Genomic DNA, 19,961 nt, shown 5'->3' with positions numbered 1-19,961 from the left:
CGTCTTTGAAAAAAACAGGACTCAACAATGAAAAATTTTTACCAGTCTTTCAAGGTTAAAGTAAACGCCTGGATGGACCGGGTTATTCTGTTTTGCTCCAAAAAAATGGTCCAATTCAATCTTATCCGGCAGCCCCGGCTGCGGCGAATTGTCATATCTTTCTTTCGCTGGATTGGATCCCTGGCCTTGTTTGTTAAGCAGTTTCCCCGTCTGGAAGCATACACATGCCAGCACGCGCTCGGAAAATTTATCTTTCTGGGCGTTGAAAAAATTGAATGCGTTCTCTTCCTGCGGCAGATCGACCATGAACTGAATGACGTTGACCTTGAACCTGTTGGCAGAGTCTATTTATGGGCTTTGCCAAAGCAGGTTGATCGTTGGCTGACAGAAGGCGTGGACGCGGTGGTTTGTGATTTGAGCAGAACGTATCCCCTTGCCTTTAACACGAATTATCAAATCAAAACCCCCATTATTATTGAGCAAGTCATTTACCTGCCAGATTCAGCTGAGGCGTTTTTGAGTGGATCTAAATTTAGGGAGCTGCGCAGGAGGATTTACCAGGCGCAGAGATCAAATATTACCTATCGCTTTTCGCAGGAAAAATCGGACTTCGACAACTTCCACTATCATATGTATTTACCGTATATTCAGAAACGGCATGGCGATTTTGCGGACATCAATGACTACGAAGCTCAATGGAAGGAGTTCCAAAAAGGCGGATTGGTTATGGTTTGCAAGGATGACCAGACAATTGCCGGTTCATTGGTGCAGTCAGCGGAAGATTTTGCCATCGGTTTGGAAGGTGGTGTGCTGGATGTAGACCCAGATCTGCTCCCCAAAAATGTTTATTCGTTGATGTTTTGGGCTTGCATTGAATGGGCGCTGGCGAAAGGCGCAAAGCGATTTGATTTGGGCACCACGTACGCAAGCCGTAACAATGGCATTTTTCGATTTAAGAAATCTTTTACCGCACGGGTCGAATCGCAACCTCGCTTTATTTTCCCGAACCGTATGATTCTGATGAATCATCCTTCTGCCGGGCTGGTGAGCGCGTTGAATGAGACTGGGTGGATTTATGAAAAGAATGGAAAGCACTTTGGTGTTATCCTTGATGAAAGCCAGGACCTTGCTCATGACGGCTATGCAAAAGATTTGGACCGGGCTGTTGGAGACGGCCTGGATGGGATTGTTGTCTTGAAACCCAAACAGAAAAAATTCATTGAAGCGCCTGATAAATCATCATTACAGGGTATAAAATAGCACTATGAAAATGATTGAATTCAACCATGTATCAAAAAGCTACCAGCTTGGCGCGTATCGCACCAGCCTGCGAGAGGCTCTGGCAGAAAGCGGGCGAAAAATTTTGCGACGCCAAACCGGTTCGCGTGAGAAGGAAGTTTTCTGGGCGCTGGATGACGTCAGTTTTGATGTGGAAGAAGGTGAGGTGCTGGGAATTATCGGCCACAACGGGGCCGGGAAAAGCACAACCCTCAAGCTGCTTTCCAAAGTAACTTTCCCGACCAGTGGGCAAATTCACACGCGCGGCAGAATGGCGGCTCTGATTGAGTTAGGGGCGGGCTTTCACCCCGACCTGACTGGGCGGGAGAACGTTTATCTGAATGGCTCCATTTTAGGTTTGAAACGCGATGAGATTAACGAATCGTTTGACAAAATTGTAGAGTTTGCCGAGATGGAGCAATTTATCGACACCCCCGTGAAAAGATATTCTTCGGGCATGTATGTGCGCCTGGCTTTTTCGGTGGCCTCACACGTCCGGGCTGATCTGTTGCTGGTGGATGAGGTCTTATCCGTGGGGGATATGTCGTTTCAATTGAAATGTCTGGCCAAAATGAACGAACTGCGTGACAGCGGCACAACGATTGTGTTCATTTCTCATAACCTTTACAGCGTTTCCAGTTTCTGCAGGCGGGCTATTTTGTTGCAGCACGGGAAAGTCGCAGCCGAAGGGCTACCCGGCGACGTCATACAGATCTATCGGGAGGAAGAGCGCGAGCGCACCGTGAAGATGTTTGAAGATAAGGTAAACGGTCACGCGAAAACCCAGGACGAGCATGTGCCCGTCGCGCTTGATCATATTGAGTTTATGAAAACAGATGGCAATCCTTCAAAAGAATTTTCACCCGAAGAACCAATCAAAATTTTTTGTAAGTATCGGTGCAGCCATACAGTTCATGATTCCCTCTATGTTGTTCAAATTCGGAGAGCAGATGGATTGTTATGCGCGCTTTTCACCAGCGAAGATCGATATTCAACCATTGCGTCGGGGAACAATGAATTTGAGCTCGATTTAGAGCCGCTGCACTTACAGCCAGATTACTACAGTTTACACCTATTTCTGGCAAACCAAAAAAGCGGTCATTTCCTCGCAAAAATTGGCGAAGAACCCTTTCAGCTGATTGGCAACATGAAAAATGGAGAGGAAGGCGTAATCTTGCCCAAATATCATTGGCGATAAGTAATCGTTTGTCTGTGCTGAAGAGAATTGGATATTGGCTTGCGTCATCAAAGGGTAGGAACAATGTATAGTTACCATCACCCGGCATATATACGGTCGTTGTCTGAATTTGGGACGCCGCGAGCCCTGCCAGAAAGCGGGGGTTGGCTGCTGGAGCGACAAACGCCGGGTATGGCCTACACCGATTGCATGGGCCCTTACCCGCTGTTTAGCTGCGAAGACTGGGAGAAAGTCCCTGGGGAAATTTCCAATCTGGATTCGGACCTGGTGGCTGTGTCGATGGTAACGGACCCCTTTGCGGATTTTGACCTGGAAAAGATGCAAGCCTGTTTTGACAGCCGCTTTTTTCCTTTCAAGCAGCATTACGCCGTAGACCTGGATATACCCCTGGAGCAAATTGGGGGCAAGCGCCGGCGCAGGCATGCCCGCCGCGCCTTGAACAAGCTGACTATTGCGGTCAGCGAGTCGCCGGCCGAATATCTTGATGAATGGATGGATCTGTATGCAGTCTTGATGGAAAAGCATCAGATTAAAGGCGTCCGGGCATTCTCGCGCGTTTCATTTTTGGAACAGTTTCAAATTCCAGGCGCGGTGATGATCCGCGCGCTGTATCATGGAAAAGCGGTGGGAATTCAGGTCTATCTATACCAGGGGAATGTGGTTCACGCGCACCTGGGCGCGTGCAGCCCAGAAGGATACGACCTGGAAGCCACGTATGCCATTGATTATTACTCTTTTGAATACTTCAAAGGCAAAGCGCGCTGGGTAAACCTGGGTGGGGGAGTTGGCATTTCGGATGAAGAACTGGACGGTTTGAGTATCTATAAGAGCGCCTGGGCCAGCCACACTCGCACCAGTTATTTTTGCGGAAAGGTTCTGAATGCGGAGCGGTACGAGGAATTAATGCGCATAAAGAACGGGCCGCAGACCAATTACTTCCCGGCTTACCGCGCAGGCGAATATTAACCATAATCGTTACTAGAAGTGGGGCACAATATGAAAAAAACAATCGACGATCTGGCTATTTTTGGGGCCCCCCCCGCGTTTTCAAAAAGTCTGCATGTGGGCCGGCCCAATATTGGCAACCGTGAAAAGTTGATGCAGCGAATTAATTATATTCTGGATTCACGCTGGCTGACCAATGACGGGACCTTTGTTCAGGAATTTGAACAGCGAATTGCCGAAATTGTGGGGGTGAAGCACTGTATTGCCATGTGCAATGCCACCATTGCCCTGGAGATTGCCATTCGCGCTTCGGGAATGACCGGAGAAGTGATTGTGCCCTCGATGACCTTTGTTGCCACAGCGCATGCTTTGCAGTGGCAGGAGATTACACCCGTATTCTGCGACATTGATCCGGTTACCTGCAATATTGACCCGAAAAAGATCGAGCAAATGATCACCCCGCGCACGACGGGTATCATCGGTGTTCACTTATGGAGCCGCCCGTGCGATGTTGACGCCCTGGCAGAACTTGCCCAAAAACACAACCTGAAGTTAATTTATGACGCCGCGCACGCTTTTGGCTGTTCTTATAACGGGAAAATGATTGGCAATTTTGGTGATGCTGAAGTGTTCAGCTTTCACGCTACCAAGTTCCTCAATTCCGCTGAGGGTGGCGCGGTGGTGACCAACGATGATGAGCTGGCGCAGAAAATTCGCTGGATGAAGAACTTTGGATTTGAAGATGTGGACCTGGTGGTTTACATAGGCACCAATGGAAAGATGAACGAATTCTCGGCCGCGATGGGGCTCACTTCTCTGGAAAGTCTGGATGAAATTATAGAAACCAATCGCCAGAATTACTTCCATTACCGAAAAGAGTTATCCGGAATCCCCGGAGTAACCCTTGCTCAATTTAATGAAGGAGAAAAATGTAATTATCAATATATTATTGTTCAGATTGACAAAGATGTTACCGGGATCAGCCGGGATGAGATTAAGGACATTCTTTGGTCTGAAAATATTTTAGCTCGCCGATATTTCTATCCGGGCTGCCACCGAATGGAACCTTACCGGTCTTATTTTCCGCATGCGGGTCTGTTGCTGCCGGAAACTGAGCGGTTGGCTGATCGTGTTTTGGCATTACCTACTGGTACGGCTGTGGGTGCGGCGGAAATCAGTGAAGTAGCTAACATCATACGCCTGGCCATTGCGAACAGCAAGCAGATTGGCGAAAAACTGGGGAATCGACCGGCTGCTTCGTAAAAGGATTTATCGTGCCCAGGATTGCAGAGGCAAAACCTATGAATACGCCCAAAGTATCGGTAATCATACCCACCTATAATCGGGCTCAAATGGTGGAAAAAGCAATTGATAGTGTGCTTTCACAGACGTATCCCAATATCGAATTGATTGTTGTGGATGATGGCTCAACAGATGCGACGCGGGAAGTCTTGGAAACATATGGTAACCGGCTTGTCGCAGTTTACCAAACGAATGGCGGCGCCGGCAAAGCTCGCAATACGGGGTTGGGAATTGCGAGCGGAGAGTTTATTGCGTTCCTCGATTCGGATGATTATTACTTGCCGGACAAAATCCGGCTGGAAGCAGAGTATTTGTGCGCCCACCCCGATGTGGATGTGGTTCTGTGTGGGTTCCGGTATATTGACGAAGAGAAGCAAGTTGATGTTGAAATAAAAAACATTGAAGTAACTGATCTGGTCAGCCGGATTTTGTGGACCGATATCGGTGGATTATTCCCACCCAATTTGCCCTTGTTTCGTAGGAAAATCCTTGAAAAAGTTAATGGTTTTGACGAGCGGTTAAAGATGCGGGAAGAGCAGGACTTCTGGCTGCAAATTGCGCTGGCCGGTTTCCAATTCCGGTTTATTGATGAAGTCTTATGCGTAAGCCGCAGTGGAAAGCAATCCAAAGGCAGAGCAGTCGATCGGGTTGAGCCGTATTTGATGATGATTTTCGAAAAGGTATTCAACCATCCCAATTTACCCAGAAGTGTAGCCGAGCACAAAGATGAAATTTATGCGCGCGTATTTCTGCACATCAATTACAGTCTGGCAATGGGTAATAAATACGCATTAGAAGAAAAGATTGCGATTACCAAAAAATATGCTCATCGGGCATTTGAAAACCAAACAGATATTTCTCGCTGGCGGCCCGATACGTTTGATCCATTTTTGTATGTGATTCAAAATATTGACCATGAGCACCAGGAAAGATTCCTCAATGAGGTCTTGGTTGAGCCGGTGCACCCGAATGTGCGCTCTTATTTATTCGCTGAGCTGTATTTGATCCGCGCTTTTCAGGCGCGCGATCAGAAAAATCGGGGAGATGTGATTAAAAATGTACTTAAGGCTATCCGTACTAACACCAATATTGTGCGACACAAGGGAACGTTGGCCTTGCTGGGTCATGCGCTATTTAAGTGAAAAATGATGTCTGATCGCAGCGCGCCTCTCCCTCTCGTTTCGGTGATTATTCCGACCTACAACCGGCCGGAGTTTTTACGCCTGACGGTGGAGAGTGTGCTGGCGCAGACCTATCCAAATATTGAGGTGATTGTGGCGGATGATGCGTCCACCGACCATACGCCAGAGGTGATGGCTGCTTATGGCGACCGCGTGCGCTATCTTCGCGAACCGGTTAATACGGGCGGCGAGCAGGTGATTCTGACCGGGCTGGCAGCCGCGCGAGGGAAGTACATCAACTTTTTGGATCACGATGATTTGATGTACCCGCAAAAAATTGCCCGGCAGGTTAAGCGGTTGGAAGCTGATGAGCGTCTCAGCATGGCGCACTGCGGTTATCACCACATTGACGAAAACGGCCAATTGTTGGAGACCATAACAACGCTACCGGAAGGGTATGTGCTGGACGAGCTGCTGCGCGGTGATTTTATGTGGTCTGGAGCGCCGCTCATCCGGCGCAGCTGCATTGACCAGTCCGAAATTGCCACCAGTTTGTTCTGGTGTTCGGCGGATTGGGCGCGCGTTCTGGCGGTGGGGCTGATGGGGCGCCCGGTGGCCTGCGTGCAAGAGCCATTGGGGGCATACCGCATTTTGCCGCACAGCGATATCAGTAATGTCAGAGGTTTGGAAGAGTGGGTGATTCCGCTGTTGGAAATGGTTTTCTCGCATCCCAAATTTCCGGCAAGTTCTTTGGGGCTGCGGGATGAAGCCTTCGCGCGGATGCGCTTCTTCCTCAGCTGCCGGTATTACGCCTCCCACCAGTGGGAAGATGCGAAGCGTAACCTGGAGGCGGCACTGACAGGGTATCCGCCGGTTTTCCAGAACCGCGATGCGCTGGTTGAGCGGTTGTGCGAAGACGCACTCAGCGTGCGGGTTCATGACCCGGAGCAGTTTATCTCTGACCTGCTTGAACACCTGCCGCCTGGCGGCGCGTTGATTCGTGAGGCTGGCAATCGCATCTACTCGCGGATTCATTTTGGGCTGGCGCTGCGCGCGCTGGCGCGCGGCGATCAGGAGAATGCTTATGTGCATATGCAGGCCGCCTATGATCAAGAGCCGGCTTTATTCAACCATCGCCCATCGTACACGGCGTTGATTGTGCATTATTGTCTGTTGCTGCCGGTGGAGGAGAAACTGCAGTTCATTGATCAGGTGCTGGCCCTCTGGCCGCGAGGCCTGTCTGCGGGTGATGAACGTTATGTTCGCGGCTGGTTTTTTACCTCCTGGACAATTTATGAACATTCCCTTGAGCATGCACCCGCGCAAATCTTTGAGAAGGGGGTCAGGGCGCTTTTACATAGCCCGGGGGCGATCAAGAATGGCCAATATCGATCGGTGATGCTGGCAACCGCCCGCCATCTTTTGATGGGCAGGGATTGAACCGCTTTGGTTGAATCACAAACCCGCTTTGATAGTTTTTCTTCATCAAAGCGGGTTTTGTTTTGAAAGGCAATGGCTGCTCAGGCCATGTTGAATTCTTCAAAATGGACGTTGCCGGCAGGCACTTCCAACGTTTTGAGGATTTTGCGCATGGGCTTCATCATTGGCTGCGGCCCGCAGATGAAGAAGTTTAGTTCGCGGAAGTTTTGCGGCAGTTCTTTGCGAACAAGATCGCTGGTAATAAAGCCTTTATACCCGTGCCAGTCCGCGGGGGGATGTTCGAGGACAACATGGTTCCTGAAGTTGGGCAGCCTGGCTTCAAGCTGTTTCAATTCTTCCCCAAACACCAGGTGATCAAGGTGGTTGTTGCCGTAGAACAGGTAAACCGGGCGTGGGTCGTTCCCGTCTGCCATGCTGCGCAGCGCGCTCATGGCCGGGGCAATCCCAATTCCACCCACCAGAAAAACCATTCCCTTGTGGTTGGGATGGGTGATGTTGTGATAGCCGAACGGCCCGTCGATATAAACGGTCTCGCCTGCTTTCAGGTTGCGAACGGTTCTGGTGAAATCGCCCAATTCCTTGATGGTAAATTCAATATGCTGGCGGTTATGCGTGCTGGAAGAAACGGAGAAGGGATGGCGGCGCAGAGAGAACGGTGAGCGGCGCACGGTGAGCCAGGCAACCTGCCCGGCGTGGAATTCCGGCAAAGCAAACCCCTGTGGCTCTAATGCCAGAGTAAATGCGTTTTCCACTTCCTCCCGCACTTCAATAATATTGTATGGATGGCGCAGTTGATCGAGCGGTTTGAAGACGCGAATGTACAGCGCCACCAGAATCCACAACGCCGTTTCAAACCATAACAGGGCTTTCATGGCTGGCGCGGCGGTGTAGTTGCCAACCAGCAAGGCATGGGTCAGACCGGCGGCAACCAGAATGAGCGTGAAAATATCGTGAAGGATGCGCCAGACATCGTAATCCATACGCAGCGGCTTGCGGAATACGGAAGTGATGGTGATCAATAGATAGGCCAATAAACTGAGGACGCCCATCTGCGCGCGCAGCGGTGCGGTAAAAATGTTCAACAACCCAAGCGCCCAATTGTTGATGCCAAACCCGGCCTCGAAGTTGAACAGGAGCAGAAGATAATGCACCGTAACGAAGACCGCCGACATCACCGAAAGGATATGGTGAAATGTATAGAGGCGGTCTAGATTAAAGAGTTTTTGCGCGGGTGTGAAGCGTGAGATGGGCGCCAGCTGCCAGCCAGCTAATGTTAAGCCCACAAAGCCAAGGATGATGGAGGATTCGCGCTGCCAGCCGCGGCTTAGTCCGGGCTCGACAAAAGGCATGACCAGCAAGGGAGAAAAAACCAACAGAAAGAACAGAAATACAAGCAGAGGGCGAAGCGTTTCTTTTTTCATGAGACCGTCCTTTGGAGAATCTAATTTATGATTTTCACCGGTTCAGCAAAGCGGCGATCAATTATTAATATGATAGCATAATTGGTCAAGTCATATCTGAAATATCAGATCATGTATAAACATGTAGAAAGGCTACCGGGGGAAAAAACGAATAACTTAAGGCGAAGTTTCAGGAAAAATGCCGGTGCTTTGTATGATTAAGCGATAAAGCGGGCAATTGCTCTCCCAATGGCACGCGTTAGCAGGATGACGATAGGTTGAGTGCGAGGGGGCAGGTAAAACCTGGTAGAGGGTTTGGTCCAGCCTTGTTCATGCCAGTAGCGCGCGTCAACCGTGTCTTCGTCTTGGTGGCGCTGCCAGACGGCCTGCTGGACGGCGAAAGTGACCAGAGAGCGCAAGCTGGGGCGCAGGTGGTTTTCCTTTTGAATATCGGTAACCAGTTTTTCAGCCGCGCGGTGGATGGGTTTCTGGTAGCGGGCGGCCAGGTCTGCCTGAGGGGTGAGCGCACCGCCGGTAATGCCCAATTTTCCCGATAAATGGTAACCCCAACTGGTGATGCCGGCGGCAAGCACATCTTGCGTATAGCCGTGAATACCGGTTCCAACTGTGCTGACCACCAATGCGGACTTTCCGTGGAACTGCGGCCGGTGACAGGCAAAGGCCAGGCGGTCCATCCAGGTTTTTACAAGGCCAGATACATCGTTGACATAAACGGGGGTGGCAATGATCAACCCGTCCGCGGCGTGCATTTTTTTGAAAAGGGTATTCAAATCATCGTCGCCCAAAGGGCAGGTGTCTTCACCGCGGTCAAAGCAGCAGCGGCAGCCCCGGCATGGGTTGAGGTTAAACTCACCCAGGAATACGGTTTCAATTTCAACGGAGATATTCTCGCGCTCGGCTTTGTTCAGAATATCTTCATGCAGCAGATTCAGCACGCGCGCGGTGTTGCCATTTTTTCGATAGCTGCCTACTATGCTGAGAATCTTTGCCATTTTCTCCCCATGTAACGGTCAGTGATCAAAACCATTCTAAAGGAAATTTTACCACGCCAAATGTAGAGAAACGTATTCAACCCGGTTGCAGTGCATCACAAGCAAAATGGCGTTTCCGGCAAGTATGTTAGAATGAGAAAATTCATTAAAGTGGTCAGAAAAAGGAACAGCGGGTTAATTCTCAGCCGGAAGAGCCGGTTGCGGCATTCAGTTTGGAGCTTTTATGTTTTGGGAAAAACTCAACCAAAGGTCGAAACAAATCACGTTAATGGTTGCCATCGGTTTAATTCTCACATTGATCCTGGCGCTGAACCGGCCGCCCAGCGGAGTGGAAACGCAGGTCGGGTATACCACAGATACTGTTAAGGCCCAGGTGCTTTCCATTAAAGAGCAGGGCACCACACAGTTGGGCGAGACGACCCAGCCTTACCAGGTGGTGGATATTCGCATCCTGGAAGGGAAGTATGCCGGGCAGCAATTCATCATTGATTATGGCAAGAAGTATCTGCTGGCCAGCTCGCATGTATTGCAAGCCAACGAGAAGATTCTGGTCTCGGTTTCCTCGATGGATGATGGAAATGTATATGTTCATTTTGTGGACTTCATTCGCACTCCCGCGCTGCTGGTTTTGGGAATTCTGTTTGTGGGCGTGTGCGTGCTGGTAAGCGGCTGGCAGGGGATTCGCAGTATTTTGGGGATTGGCGTCAGCGTTTTGGTGATTATTTTCTACATTGTGCCGCAGATTCTGGACGGCGAGAACCCGATTCTGATCAGCCTGTTGGGATCTTTCCTGTTTCTAACCATTACACAATACCTGGTCTATGGTTGGACCTTGAAGACGCACATTGCGCTGAGCGGGATTCTGGTGTCGATCTTGATCACCGGCTTGATCGCGGTCTTCTTTGTGGACTTCGCGCGGCTGAATGGCATGGGAGATGAAAACGCCATGTACCTGCTTCAGCAGTCCAATCAGATGAATTTGCGCAACTTATTGATCGCCGGCATTGTGATTGGTGCGCTGGGAATTTTGGATGATCTGGTGGTGGGCCAGACCTCGGCGGTGATTGAGATTTATCGGGCCAACCCAGAGATGGACTTTTCGGAACGGTTCAAACGCTCGATGAATGTGGGCAAAGATCACATCGCGGCGACGGTCAACACGCTGGTTCTGGCGTATCTTGGTGCATCCCTATCGCTGTTCTTGCTTTTCTCCAACAGCAATGTGCAGTTCTCGAATATCATCAACCTCAATTACCTGGCCGAAGAAATGGTCCGCTCTCTGGTGGGGACAATTGGATTGTTTGCGGCAGTACCCATCACAACCTTTATGGCCTGCTGGGTGGTTGACAGGCCAGAGCGGTTGGAAAAGCTGGTGAGCGTATTCGGGCCATTGTTAAACCATTCGGAAGTGAATCGCTAGGCAGTTGTTTATTACATCTACCGCGCTTTTTCTAGAGTGTTTCTCTGGAGAAGGCGCGGTTTTTTAATGTCCTTCGGCCGGTTTGGTCGAATTTGAGCCCGATTGTTGATTAAATGTTCTACAAACCCCCGGTTTTGTTATGCTTGGTATTGCAATCATCGGCCGTTTTGATCACAATAGGATTTAACATATTTACGGTGATCTTCTTTGCCAGGATAGACGGGTCAGGAAAGCAAAGCCCAGCGGGGCGGATATGATGGATTCGTTACAAGGTGCATACCAATACATTCTAGAAAACCAAGCTTTCTTCTGGCAGTCGGTGCGGCAGCACCTGGCGCTCAGTTTTTCGGCGTTGGGGATCAGTCTGCTGGTGGCGCTGCCAGCGGGGATTTGGATTGCGAAGCGCGCCAAAATTGCCCAGGCGGTGATCAATTTCTTCACGGCCTTTCGCGTGATCCCCAGCCTGGCGATTCTTTTTCTGGCGCTGCCCTACCTTGGTCTGGGTTTTGTCCCTGCCCTGGTCGCGCTTTCCATTCTGGCCTTTCCACCCGTGCTGATCAATACCTACACTGGTCTGCGCGGGGTGGATCCCTTCCTCATTGAAGCGGCGGCGGGTATGGGAATGACCCCACAGCAGGTGCTGCGCAAGGTCGAACTGCCGCTGGCGGTTCCCGCGATTGTAACCGGCATCCGCATCGCGTCGGTCGAAGTCATTTCCAGCGCGAGCCTGGCATCCTTTATCGGTGGGGGAGGTTTGGGGGATTTTGTAACCCGCGGGTTCGCTTTGTACAGCGTGTCAGTGATGCTGGTGGGCGCGATCCCCATTGCGCTGCTGGCTTTATCGTCTGAATTCTTCTGGTCGATATTTTTGAAGGTTTACCCTTCGATCGGAAAGTAGCCTCATCCAATTGCTTGGATAACGCGCTCAAGGAGGTGTGTTGATGTTGAAGTCTAAGAAGATGCATAAATTGTTTTTTGTTCTGCTGGCGGCTGTGATGCTGGTCAGCGCCTGCGCGCCCGCGGCTGGAAGCCAACCAGCAGAGAGCGCTGGAAAGGTGATCATCGGCTCGAAAGATTTTACCGAGCAGTATATCATTGCTGAAATGTACGCCCAAATATTAGAGAACGCAGGTTTCACTGTGGAGCGCAAGCTGAATCTGGGAGGCACGCCGATTGCGCATCAGGCGATCATCAACAATGAGATTCAACTCTACCCGGAATATACATCCACCGGATTAATGACCGTGTTGAAGCTGAGTCCCATTCAGAACGCCCAACAGATTTTTACCACCGTCAAAGAGGGCTATGAGGAAAATTATGGACTGACCTGGCTTGAACCTTCGCCGTTCAACAACTCGCAAGCTCTGGCGATGACCAGAGAAGTCGCCGCGAAATACGGTATCACCACCTATTCCGATCTTTCTAAAGTCGCGCCTGAGCTGATTCTGGGCGGTCCGCCAGAATTTTCAGAGCGAGAAGACGGGATTAAAGGACTGCAAGGCGCTTATGGTGGGTTTGAGTTCAAAGAGTTGAAACAATTGGGCAAGGGCAGCCTGCGGTATGAGGCGCTCATGGCCGGTCAGGTGGATGTGGTGGTGGCTTTCGGCACAGACGGCGCGATCAATGGCAATGATCTGCTGCTGCTGGTGGATGATAAGGTGTTCTACCCCATTTACAATGTTGCGCCGGTGATTCGCCAGGACACGCTCACAGCCTACCCGCAAATCGCTGACCTGCTCAATGAACTGTCACCGCTGCTCACGGATGAAATCATGTCTGGGCTGAACTGGCAGGTGGACGGACCAGAAAAGAAAGAGCCGGCTGATGTGGCCAGAGATTTTCTGGTGGAAAATGGTTTGATAGATTAGAATGGCGGGCGCTTTGACGAACAGTGTTTCTCTTTTTGAGGATGGCCGGATGGCACAATCGGGTGAGATTGTGTTTGAAGGCGTGTCAAAGTCATTTACGGATGGATCAATACCGGCCGTGAACGGTGTGTCTTTCCGGGTCGCGGCCGGTAACATGGTCGTTTTGTTGGGGCCGTCTGGCTGCGGAAAAACCACGCTGTTAAAGATGGTTAACCGCCTATACGACCCCACCGAGGGAAAGATCTGGCTGGGCGGGCAAGAAATTCATACTCTGCCGGTCAATGAACTGCGCCGCCATATCGGTTATGTGATTCAGCAGGTCGGATTGTTTCCGCACATGACCATCCGCAAGAACATCGCCGTTGTGCCGCGTTTGCTGGGGTGGGATGATCAGAAAATTGACGCCCGCGTGGAAGAGCTGCTGGACCTGATCGGCCTGCCGACTTCCTACCTTTCACGCTTTCCCCGCCAGCTTTCGGGCGGAGAGCAGCAGCGGGTGGGGCTGGCCAGGGCATTGGCGGCTGACCCCTCCATTCTATTGATGGATGAGCCCTTTGCCGCCGTGGACGCGATCAACCGCGAGCGGCTGCAGGGCGAGCTGCTGGGCCTGCACTGCAAACTGGCGAAGACGATCTTATTTGTTACCCACGATGTGGAAGAGGCTTTTCGCTTGGCGGACAAGATTATTGTGATGCGGGCGGGCAAGGTTGTTCAATATGGCACGCCTATCGAAATTGTTACCCACCCGGCAGATGCCTTTGTGGAAGACCTGGTGGGATCCAACAATCTTCTGCGGCGGTTGAGCCTGGTGAATGTGCAGTCGATCCTGAAAGCCCGCGAAGAGATGGGCATACCGGCGGTGCTGCCCGAAGCGGACGCAGAGGAGACCGCTGTTTTGCGTCCGGAAGATGATTTGCGCTCGGCTCTGTCTTTGCTGTTGAGCAGTGGCAGGGATACGCTGCGGGTGGAAAACGCGTCTGGGATACCATTGGGTGAAGTTGGGTTTAGCGATTTACGCTCGATGTTGTTTGCTGCACCATCGTCAAAAAAGAAGAACTGCCAATGAGTTACCTGATCAATCATTTTGAAGTGGTGGCGCCGTTATTTCTGCAGCACGTTCAGCTTACCCTGACGGTGCTCTTCTTTTCCTTATTGATTGGGGTGCCTTTGGGGTTGCTTTTGGCGCGTGTGGCCTGGCTGCGCGGGCCGGTGATGAGCGTTCTTGGGGTCATTTACACCATTCCGAGCCTGTCGCTGTTTGTCTTGTTGATCCCGCTTTTTGGTCTGGGAACCCGACCGGCCGTGGTGGCTTTAACGGCCTATGCCCAGTTATTGCTGGTGCGTAACTGGCTGGTGGGGCTGACCACCATTGACCCGGCGATTATTGAGGCTGCGCGCGGCATGGGCATGAACGGCTGGCAGCGCTTCTGGCAGGTGGAGCTTCCGCTGGCGATGCCGATGCTGCTGGCCGGCATTCGCCTGGTGTCGCTTTCTTCGATTGGGATTGGCATGATCGCAGCCTTCATCAACGCGGGTGGGCTGGGGCTGCTGCTCTTCCAGGGGGTAACCACGGCGAATTATGAAAAGATTTTCGCCGGGGGGTTGGCTGCCAGCGTTTTATCCTTCAGCGCCAATTTTCTGCTGCGTTATCTGGAACGCAGGGCGGAGAATGTAATTCGGGGGAAAACCGCCTGATCAATTCCTTTTGAGATTTCTTCAGTTTTTTGTAGCGGAGAAGTTTTCCTCATAAACCCCGATTTCTCCTGGCGTGAGATCGGGTATGATTAAGCATGCAGGGTGGGAAAACGCGCCCCTCAAAGGGGTGCGTGGCAAATTCATGATAAGGAGAAACTAGGATGAGGATCGAAGATCTACGCACGGTGTTGGTCATTGGCGCGGGCACAATGGGCAGCCAGATTGGTTTGCAATGCGCGATGCACGGTTTTAATGTCCATCTTTATGATATTTCTGCCGAATCGGTGGAGAACGGCATGCGCACCATAGAGGGATATCTGGACGGATTGATTGCGCAGGGGGTGTTTCCGAAAGAACACAAACCGGTGGTTCTGGAGCGCATTCATCCCATGACCGACGCGGCTGCCGCGGCGCAGGCAGACCTGGTGAGTGAATCGGTGCCGGAGGACCCGGCGTTGAAAGGCAAGGTTTTCGCGCAATTTCACCAGCTTTGCCCGGCACACACCATTTTCACCACCAACACTTCCTCCCTCTTGCCATCCATGTACGCGGAAGCCACCGGACGGCCAGACCGCTTCGCCGCGCTGCATTTTCATGGGTATGTGTGGGTTTCCAATGTGGTTGACATTATGCCGCACCCGGGCACATCGGAAGAGACGCTGGATACCTTGGAGGCTTTCGCGAGGCGGATTGGACAGATTCCGATCCGGCTGGGCAAGGAGCATTACGGCTATGTCCTCAATTCCATGCTGAACGCGTTGTTGCGCACGGCCACCTCGCTGGCGGCGAATGAGGTAACTTCGTTTGAAAATGTTGACCGGGCCTGGATGGGCGTGATGAAAGCGCCGATGGGGCCGTTTGGGATTCTTGATCAGGTTGGGCTTGAAACGGCTTATCATATCAACCAATACTGGGCCACCACGTTGAATGATCCCGAATTGCAAAAGAACGCGGATTATTTGAAGGCCTATGTGGACCGGGGGTTGCTGGGGATTAAGACCGGCCGCGGCTTCTATACCTATCCGAACCCAAAGTTTATGATGCCTGGCTTTGTGGAAGGGGACCTCGATAAGGAATAGAGTGGATTACAGGTCTCTGAGCATCCATGAAAAGCTCGGAAGGGCAGTCAGTCTGCCGCGGAGTTTGTGAGCAAGGTTGATAAGAACGCAGGGGTGTTGGCGGGACCATTCGCTGGACAGCCAACACCCCTGAACTATGGATCACCGGCGATTCGCTGAAAGCCAACTTCGCCTGGACCTGGCCAAACGGGGCATCAACCTGGTGCTGGCGTCCACTTAATAGACCGGTTTTTCCCTTCCAATTTTTTTCCAGGGTGGCATCCGAAAAATGGCAACCCGGAGAAATTCGTGGATTCAAATATCGAATCCGCCCTGAAGTTATTCCCATCGCTTTTATTCTTTGCTACAATTCTATTACTTCAATTGATTGCAACCGATATCAAAACTATCCAATGGATTGAAAGATCCATTCCTTACGGCTTATCTGTACCAGCTCACAGATGACCGATTCAATTCTTAACTGACCTGGCTGATTTTCATTCTGAGAAATGAAAGCCCCTTTTGAGAAGCTTTATTCTCACCACAACAGGAGCATCTTATGACCAAAACGGTGATCGCGGCTGCATTAGGAGAATGCGTCCACGTTGCCGGCATATCCAAATTCCTTAGTTTGGCGGAGAATGCCGGCTGGCGAACGGTTTTTCTTGGACCGGCTGTGTCGATTGAAAAGGTGATCGAGGCCGCCATCCAGGAAAAAGCGGATTTGGTGGGGGTCTCTTACCGCCTGACCCCGGAGACTGGCGAACGCTTATTGGGAGAGTTTGCCGAGGCGGCCGACGAGCTGCACAGCACCGGGGTGCGCTTCGCGTTTGGCGGGACACCGCCGATTGCCGCGAAGGCGCGCCGCTTGGGATTCTTTGAGGCGGTGTTCGACGGCTCTGAGCCGGTTGAAGCGGTGGTTGCTTACCTGAAGGGGTACGCGGGCGGCGGCGCGGCCGAGCAAATTCCGCCGCAAACCACCGTCGAGCGCATGAAATGGAAATCTCCCTTTCCCCTGCTGCGCCACCATTTTGGGCTGCCCACCATGCAAGACACGGTAGAGGGCATCGCCAAAATTGCCAACGCCAAAGTGCTGGATGTGATTTCATTGGGGATTGACCAGGACGCGCAGGAGAACTTCTTTCACCCCGAGCGGCAAGATCCGCGCCGCAAAGGGGCGGGGGGCGTGCCGGTGCGCTCGTCTGAGGATTACCAACAGCTCTACCAGGCGAGCCGCAGCGGAAATTATCCACTGCTGCGAACCTATTCCGGCACCGATGATTTTATCCCCCTGGCAGAAATGTACCTGGAAACCATCCACCTGGCCTGGTGCGCGATTCCGCTCTTCTGGTTCAATCAGATGGACGGGCGCGGCCCGTGGGACCTGGAAGGATCGATCCGCGAGCACCAAAAAGTGATGGCATGGTATGGCCAGCGCAACGTGCCCGTGGAGTTGAATGAGCCGCATCATTGGGGTATGCGCGACGCGCCTGATGTGGTGTTTGTGGTCAGTGCTTATCTCTCAGCCTATAACGCGCGCGCGTTTGGGGTGAAGGACTATATCGCGCAGTTCATGTTCAACAGCCCGCCCGGGCATTCCGACGCCATGGACCTGGCAAAAATGCTGGCCATTCTGCGGATGGTCGCGCCGCTCGCGGGGCCGGATTTTCGCATCTGGAAGCAGACCCGCACCGGGTTGTTGAGTTATCCTTTAGACCCGGCGGCAGCGCGTGCTCATCTGGCCACCAGTGTTTACCTGCAAATGGCGCTCCAGCCTGATATTGTGCATGTGGTCGGGTTTACCGAAGCGGACCATGCCGCCACGGCTGAGGATGTGATTGAGTCTTGCCAGCTGGCGCGCCGGGCAATCGAGAACGCTCAACGCGGAATCCCCGATATGGTGAGCGATCCGCTGGTGAACCGGCGGGCAGAGCATCTGGTCAGTGAGGCAATTCAGACCCTGCACGCCATTCAGGCTATCTCGGAAAATAAAGGAGAAGACCCATTAACCGACCCGTCTACGTTGGCCAGGGCGGTTACCCTCGGCATTATGGACGCGCCGCAGCTCAAAAACAACCGTTTTGGACGCGGGCAGATCAGTACCAGAATCATTAATGGTGGCTGTGATTGTATTGACCAGTCGGGCAGAGTTGTGCCGGAGGCTGAACGATTGGAGTTTGTGTTGAAAAAAGGCGAAGCAAAGTGACCCAAAAAACTCATTTCACTGTAATTGGAGCGGGCCATGGGGGAAAAGCGATGGCAGCCCACCTGGCGTTGATGGAATTTCCGACGACGCTGTATAATCGCACACCCGACCATATCGCGGCGATCAAGGAATTGGGTGGAATTGACCTGGAATGCTGCGAAGGCGGACCGCACGGCTTTGGTAAGCTGGCCTGCGTGACTTCCAACATTGCCGAGGCGCTGGAAAACGCCGACATGATCATGGTGGTGGTGCCGTCTTCGGCGCACGCCGAAATTGCCAAAAACTGCGCGCCCTACTTGAAGGATGGGCAGATTGTGCTTTTGCACCCCGGGCGCACCTGTGGGGCGATTGAATTCCAAAAAGTGCTGCACGACAATCACTGCACGGCTGATGTTACCGTCGCGGAAGCGGAAACGTTCATTTATGCCTCGCGGTCCGATGGCCCAGCTCAGGCGCGCATCTTCCGCATAAAAGAGGCCGTACCGCTGGCAGCATTGCCAGCCACCCGCACGCGAAGCGTTCTGGACATGATCCACCAGGCCTATTCGCAATACATTGATGGCGTGAATGTACTGCAAACCGGGTTAAACAATATGGGCGCCATTTTTCATCCGGCGCTGACGATTCTCAACGCGGGTTGGATTGAAACCACCCACGGCGATTTTGAGTTTTATATTGATGGTGTTTCCACCTCGGTGGCGCGCGTGCTGGAGGCGCTGGACCGCGAACGGGTAACTGTGGCGGCTTCGCTGGGCATCCGCGGGCGAACCGCCATGGAGTGGTTGAAGCTGGCTTACGACACGGTGGGCGAAGACCTGCACCAGGCCATCCATAACCAGCCGGGCTATTATGGAATTAAGGCCCCAACCACCCTGTATCACCGCTACATCTTTGAAGACGTGCCGATGAGCATGGTTCCCATCGCGTCACTGGGCGAGCACTTCGGCGTTTCTGTGCGGGCAATGGATTCAATTATCCGCCTGGCATGCATCATTCACAAAACGGATTACTGGCGGCGCGGCCGCACCCTCGACAAGCTGGGGATTGGACACCTCAGTGACAGCGAGCTGACGTATTTAGTGAATGAGGGCACGCCCCATGAGATGTTTGATTAGATGGCGAGTGGATGTTTGAAAAGAAAAACCAGTGTCTTCGAGAATTGGGGAGACACTGGTTTTATGACCAATTTCCTCTGAGAGTGAAAGATTCCTTGCCTTATACCAACCTCCCACAAATTCTCAAAGTTCATCCCAAGGTGGCAACTTGGATTAAGATTACATACGAGCAACATCCTTACTACCTTGATGCACCTGCATTTCATAAGGGCTAGTTGGCATATTGAATGGCCGGGATTATAGAAACATCTGACATATTTATCTGGGCAACCAATGCCTAAATGAAATGGAGATTTCTATGGATATTGTAAACATTGGATCTGTTCAATTTAAGGATAGGATGTCAGGAGAACTAAGTTATATTGTTGTCCGGGTTGTCGATAATTCAATTGGAATAGGAATATCTGAAGAATCAAGTGGTGATGCAGAGGTTTTCTTTGATACTGAAAAGTGCGAATTAATAATTGAGTGGTTAAGCACTGCCTTGGCTACAGCAAGAACCATTAGTGCCAGATAACGTGATAATCTCTTGGACTATTTACTTACGTTGAACCTTATCATCCCTTTTGATTTTGTTTTGAGGGCAAATATAGCAAAAAAATTCGAAACCTTCATATTCTGGAGAAGCTAAGACCGGTGAGTACGACCCTGAGGGCAAACCTCATAGATAAGAATGCCGCCTCAGCGCTGTGAGAGGTCTCGAATAGCATTGGCGTGCCACGTGTAAGCAGGTTGCCAGTGAATGGTGCAAAAAGAACTAGGGTGAGAGTTTCATTGTGGTGGACCCATAAAACTGGACACAAAAACAGGGATAGTTTAGGGGGTACCCACCACTGATTGTGATGACAGCCAAGCAGCTTCGAACTCGGCAGGTGTCAGGTAACCCAACGATGAATGGATAC

At 51.7% G+C, this 19,961-nt stretch carries 17 protein-coding genes; 15 read left to right on the top strand and 2 right to left on the bottom strand.

What is annotated here, in order from left to right; translation table 11 throughout:
- Positions 1 to 27: 27 nt before the first annotated feature.
- From ADN00_RS09060 to ADN00_RS09035, 6 genes are all read left to right on the top strand, one after another.
- Positions 28 to 1,260 (top strand): GNAT family N-acetyltransferase, encoded by a 1,233-nt coding sequence (locus tag ADN00_RS09060; protein ID WP_075062654.1) that lies wholly within the window; start codon positions 28 to 30, stop codon positions 1,258 to 1,260.
- A 4-nt stretch (positions 1,261 to 1,264) separates the two neighbouring features.
- On the top strand, positions 1,265 to 2,476 hold the full coding sequence (locus tag ADN00_RS09055) for an ABC transporter ATP-binding protein (RefSeq protein ID WP_075062653.1): 1,212 nt from the start codon (positions 1,265 to 1,267) through the stop codon (positions 2,474 to 2,476).
- A 99-nt stretch (positions 2,477 to 2,575) separates the two neighbouring features.
- Positions 2,576 to 3,442 (top strand): hypothetical protein, encoded by an 867-nt coding sequence (locus tag ADN00_RS09050; RefSeq protein ID WP_152966307.1) that lies wholly within the window; start codon positions 2,576 to 2,578, stop codon positions 3,440 to 3,442.
- A gap of 30 nt (positions 3,443 to 3,472) precedes the next feature.
- A complete protein-coding gene (locus ADN00_RS09045; RefSeq protein ID WP_075062651.1) occupies positions 3,473 to 4,684 on the top strand; it encodes an aminotransferase class I/II-fold pyridoxal phosphate-dependent enzyme in 1,212 nt (403 codons plus the stop codon).
- Positions 4,685 to 4,722: 38 nt separating this feature from the next.
- A complete protein-coding gene (locus ADN00_RS09040; RefSeq protein ID WP_075062650.1) occupies positions 4,723 to 5,865 on the top strand; it encodes a glycosyltransferase family 2 protein in 1,143 nt (380 codons plus the stop codon).
- Positions 5,866 to 5,871: 6 nt separating this feature from the next.
- Positions 5,872 to 7,284 (top strand): glycosyltransferase family 2 protein, encoded by a 1,413-nt coding sequence (locus tag ADN00_RS09035; RefSeq protein ID WP_075062649.1) that lies wholly within the window; start codon positions 5,872 to 5,874, stop codon positions 7,282 to 7,284.
- A gap of 80 nt (positions 7,285 to 7,364) precedes the next feature.
- Here the strand turns inward: ADN00_RS09035 and ADN00_RS09030 are convergent, their stop codons facing one another.
- Both ADN00_RS09030 and ADN00_RS09025 read right to left on the bottom strand, forming a co-directional pair.
- Complete coding sequence (locus ADN00_RS09030; RefSeq protein ID WP_075062648.1) at positions 7,365 to 8,705, bottom strand: ferredoxin reductase family protein; 1,341 nt, start codon at positions 8,703 to 8,705, stop codon at positions 7,365 to 7,367.
- A 197-nt stretch (positions 8,706 to 8,902) separates the two neighbouring features.
- Complete coding sequence (locus ADN00_RS09025; RefSeq protein ID WP_075062647.1) at positions 8,903 to 9,697, bottom strand: flavodoxin family protein; 795 nt, start codon at positions 9,695 to 9,697, stop codon at positions 8,903 to 8,905.
- 223 nt (positions 9,698 to 9,920) lie between these two features.
- On the opposite strand from ADN00_RS09025, the gene ADN00_RS09020 reads away from it, so the two are divergent.
- The 9 genes from ADN00_RS09020 (at position 9,921) to ADN00_RS08975 (ending at position 19,576) form a co-directional block, all read left to right on the top strand.
- The gene (locus tag ADN00_RS09020; RefSeq protein ID WP_075062646.1) at positions 9,921 to 11,117 is read left to right on the top strand and encodes a YibE/F family protein; all 1,197 of its coding nucleotides are present in this window, start codon (positions 9,921 to 9,923) and stop codon (positions 11,115 to 11,117) included.
- 256 nt (positions 11,118 to 11,373) lie between these two features.
- Positions 11,374 to 12,015 (top strand): ABC transporter permease, encoded by a 642-nt coding sequence (locus ADN00_RS09015; RefSeq protein ID WP_075062767.1) that lies wholly within the window; start codon positions 11,374 to 11,376, stop codon positions 12,013 to 12,015.
- A 43-nt stretch (positions 12,016 to 12,058) separates the two neighbouring features.
- On the top strand, positions 12,059 to 12,985 hold the full coding sequence (locus tag ADN00_RS09010; protein ID WP_075062645.1) for a glycine betaine ABC transporter substrate-binding protein: 927 nt from the start codon (positions 12,059 to 12,061) through the stop codon (positions 12,983 to 12,985).
- 49 nt (positions 12,986 to 13,034) lie between these two features.
- Positions 13,035 to 14,051, top strand: a complete 1,017-nt coding sequence (locus ADN00_RS09005; protein WP_075062766.1) for an ABC transporter ATP-binding protein — start codon at positions 13,035 to 13,037, stop codon at positions 14,049 to 14,051.
- Positions 14,048 to 14,680 carry an ABC transporter permease gene (locus ADN00_RS09000; RefSeq protein WP_075062644.1) on the top strand — a complete coding sequence of 211 codons (633 nt, stop codon included), beginning with the start codon at positions 14,048 to 14,050 and terminating at the stop codon, positions 14,678 to 14,680. Before ADN00_RS09005 ends, ADN00_RS09000 begins: the two co-directional genes overlap by 4 nt.
- A gap of 161 nt (positions 14,681 to 14,841) precedes the next feature.
- Positions 14,842 to 15,759 carry a 3-hydroxyacyl-CoA dehydrogenase gene (locus ADN00_RS08995; protein ID WP_075062643.1) on the top strand — a complete coding sequence of 306 codons (918 nt, stop codon included), beginning with the start codon at positions 14,842 to 14,844 and terminating at the stop codon, positions 15,757 to 15,759.
- A 538-nt stretch (positions 15,760 to 16,297) separates the two neighbouring features.
- Positions 16,298 to 17,944: a cobalamin B12-binding domain-containing protein gene (locus ADN00_RS08990; RefSeq protein ID WP_075062642.1), complete on the top strand. Its 1,647-nt coding sequence runs from the start codon at positions 16,298 to 16,300 to the stop codon at positions 17,942 to 17,944.
- Positions 17,941 to 19,059 (top strand): NAD/NADP-dependent octopine/nopaline dehydrogenase family protein, encoded by a 1,119-nt coding sequence (locus ADN00_RS08985; RefSeq protein ID WP_075062641.1) that lies wholly within the window; start codon positions 17,941 to 17,943, stop codon positions 19,057 to 19,059. The genes ADN00_RS08990 and ADN00_RS08985 overlap by 4 nt, the downstream gene beginning before the upstream one ends.
- 298 nt (positions 19,060 to 19,357) lie before the next feature.
- A complete protein-coding gene (locus ADN00_RS08975) occupies positions 19,358 to 19,576 on the top strand; it encodes a hypothetical protein (RefSeq protein WP_075062639.1) in 219 nt (72 codons plus the stop codon).
- Positions 19,577 to 19,961: the final 385 nt, after the last annotated feature.

It is taken from the genome of Ornatilinea apprima, assembly GCF_001306115.1.
Taxonomy (GTDB): domain Bacteria; phylum Chloroflexota; class Anaerolineae; order Anaerolineales; family Anaerolineaceae; genus Ornatilinea; species Ornatilinea apprima.
This window is presented reverse-complemented; position numbering and strand designations above follow the sequence as displayed.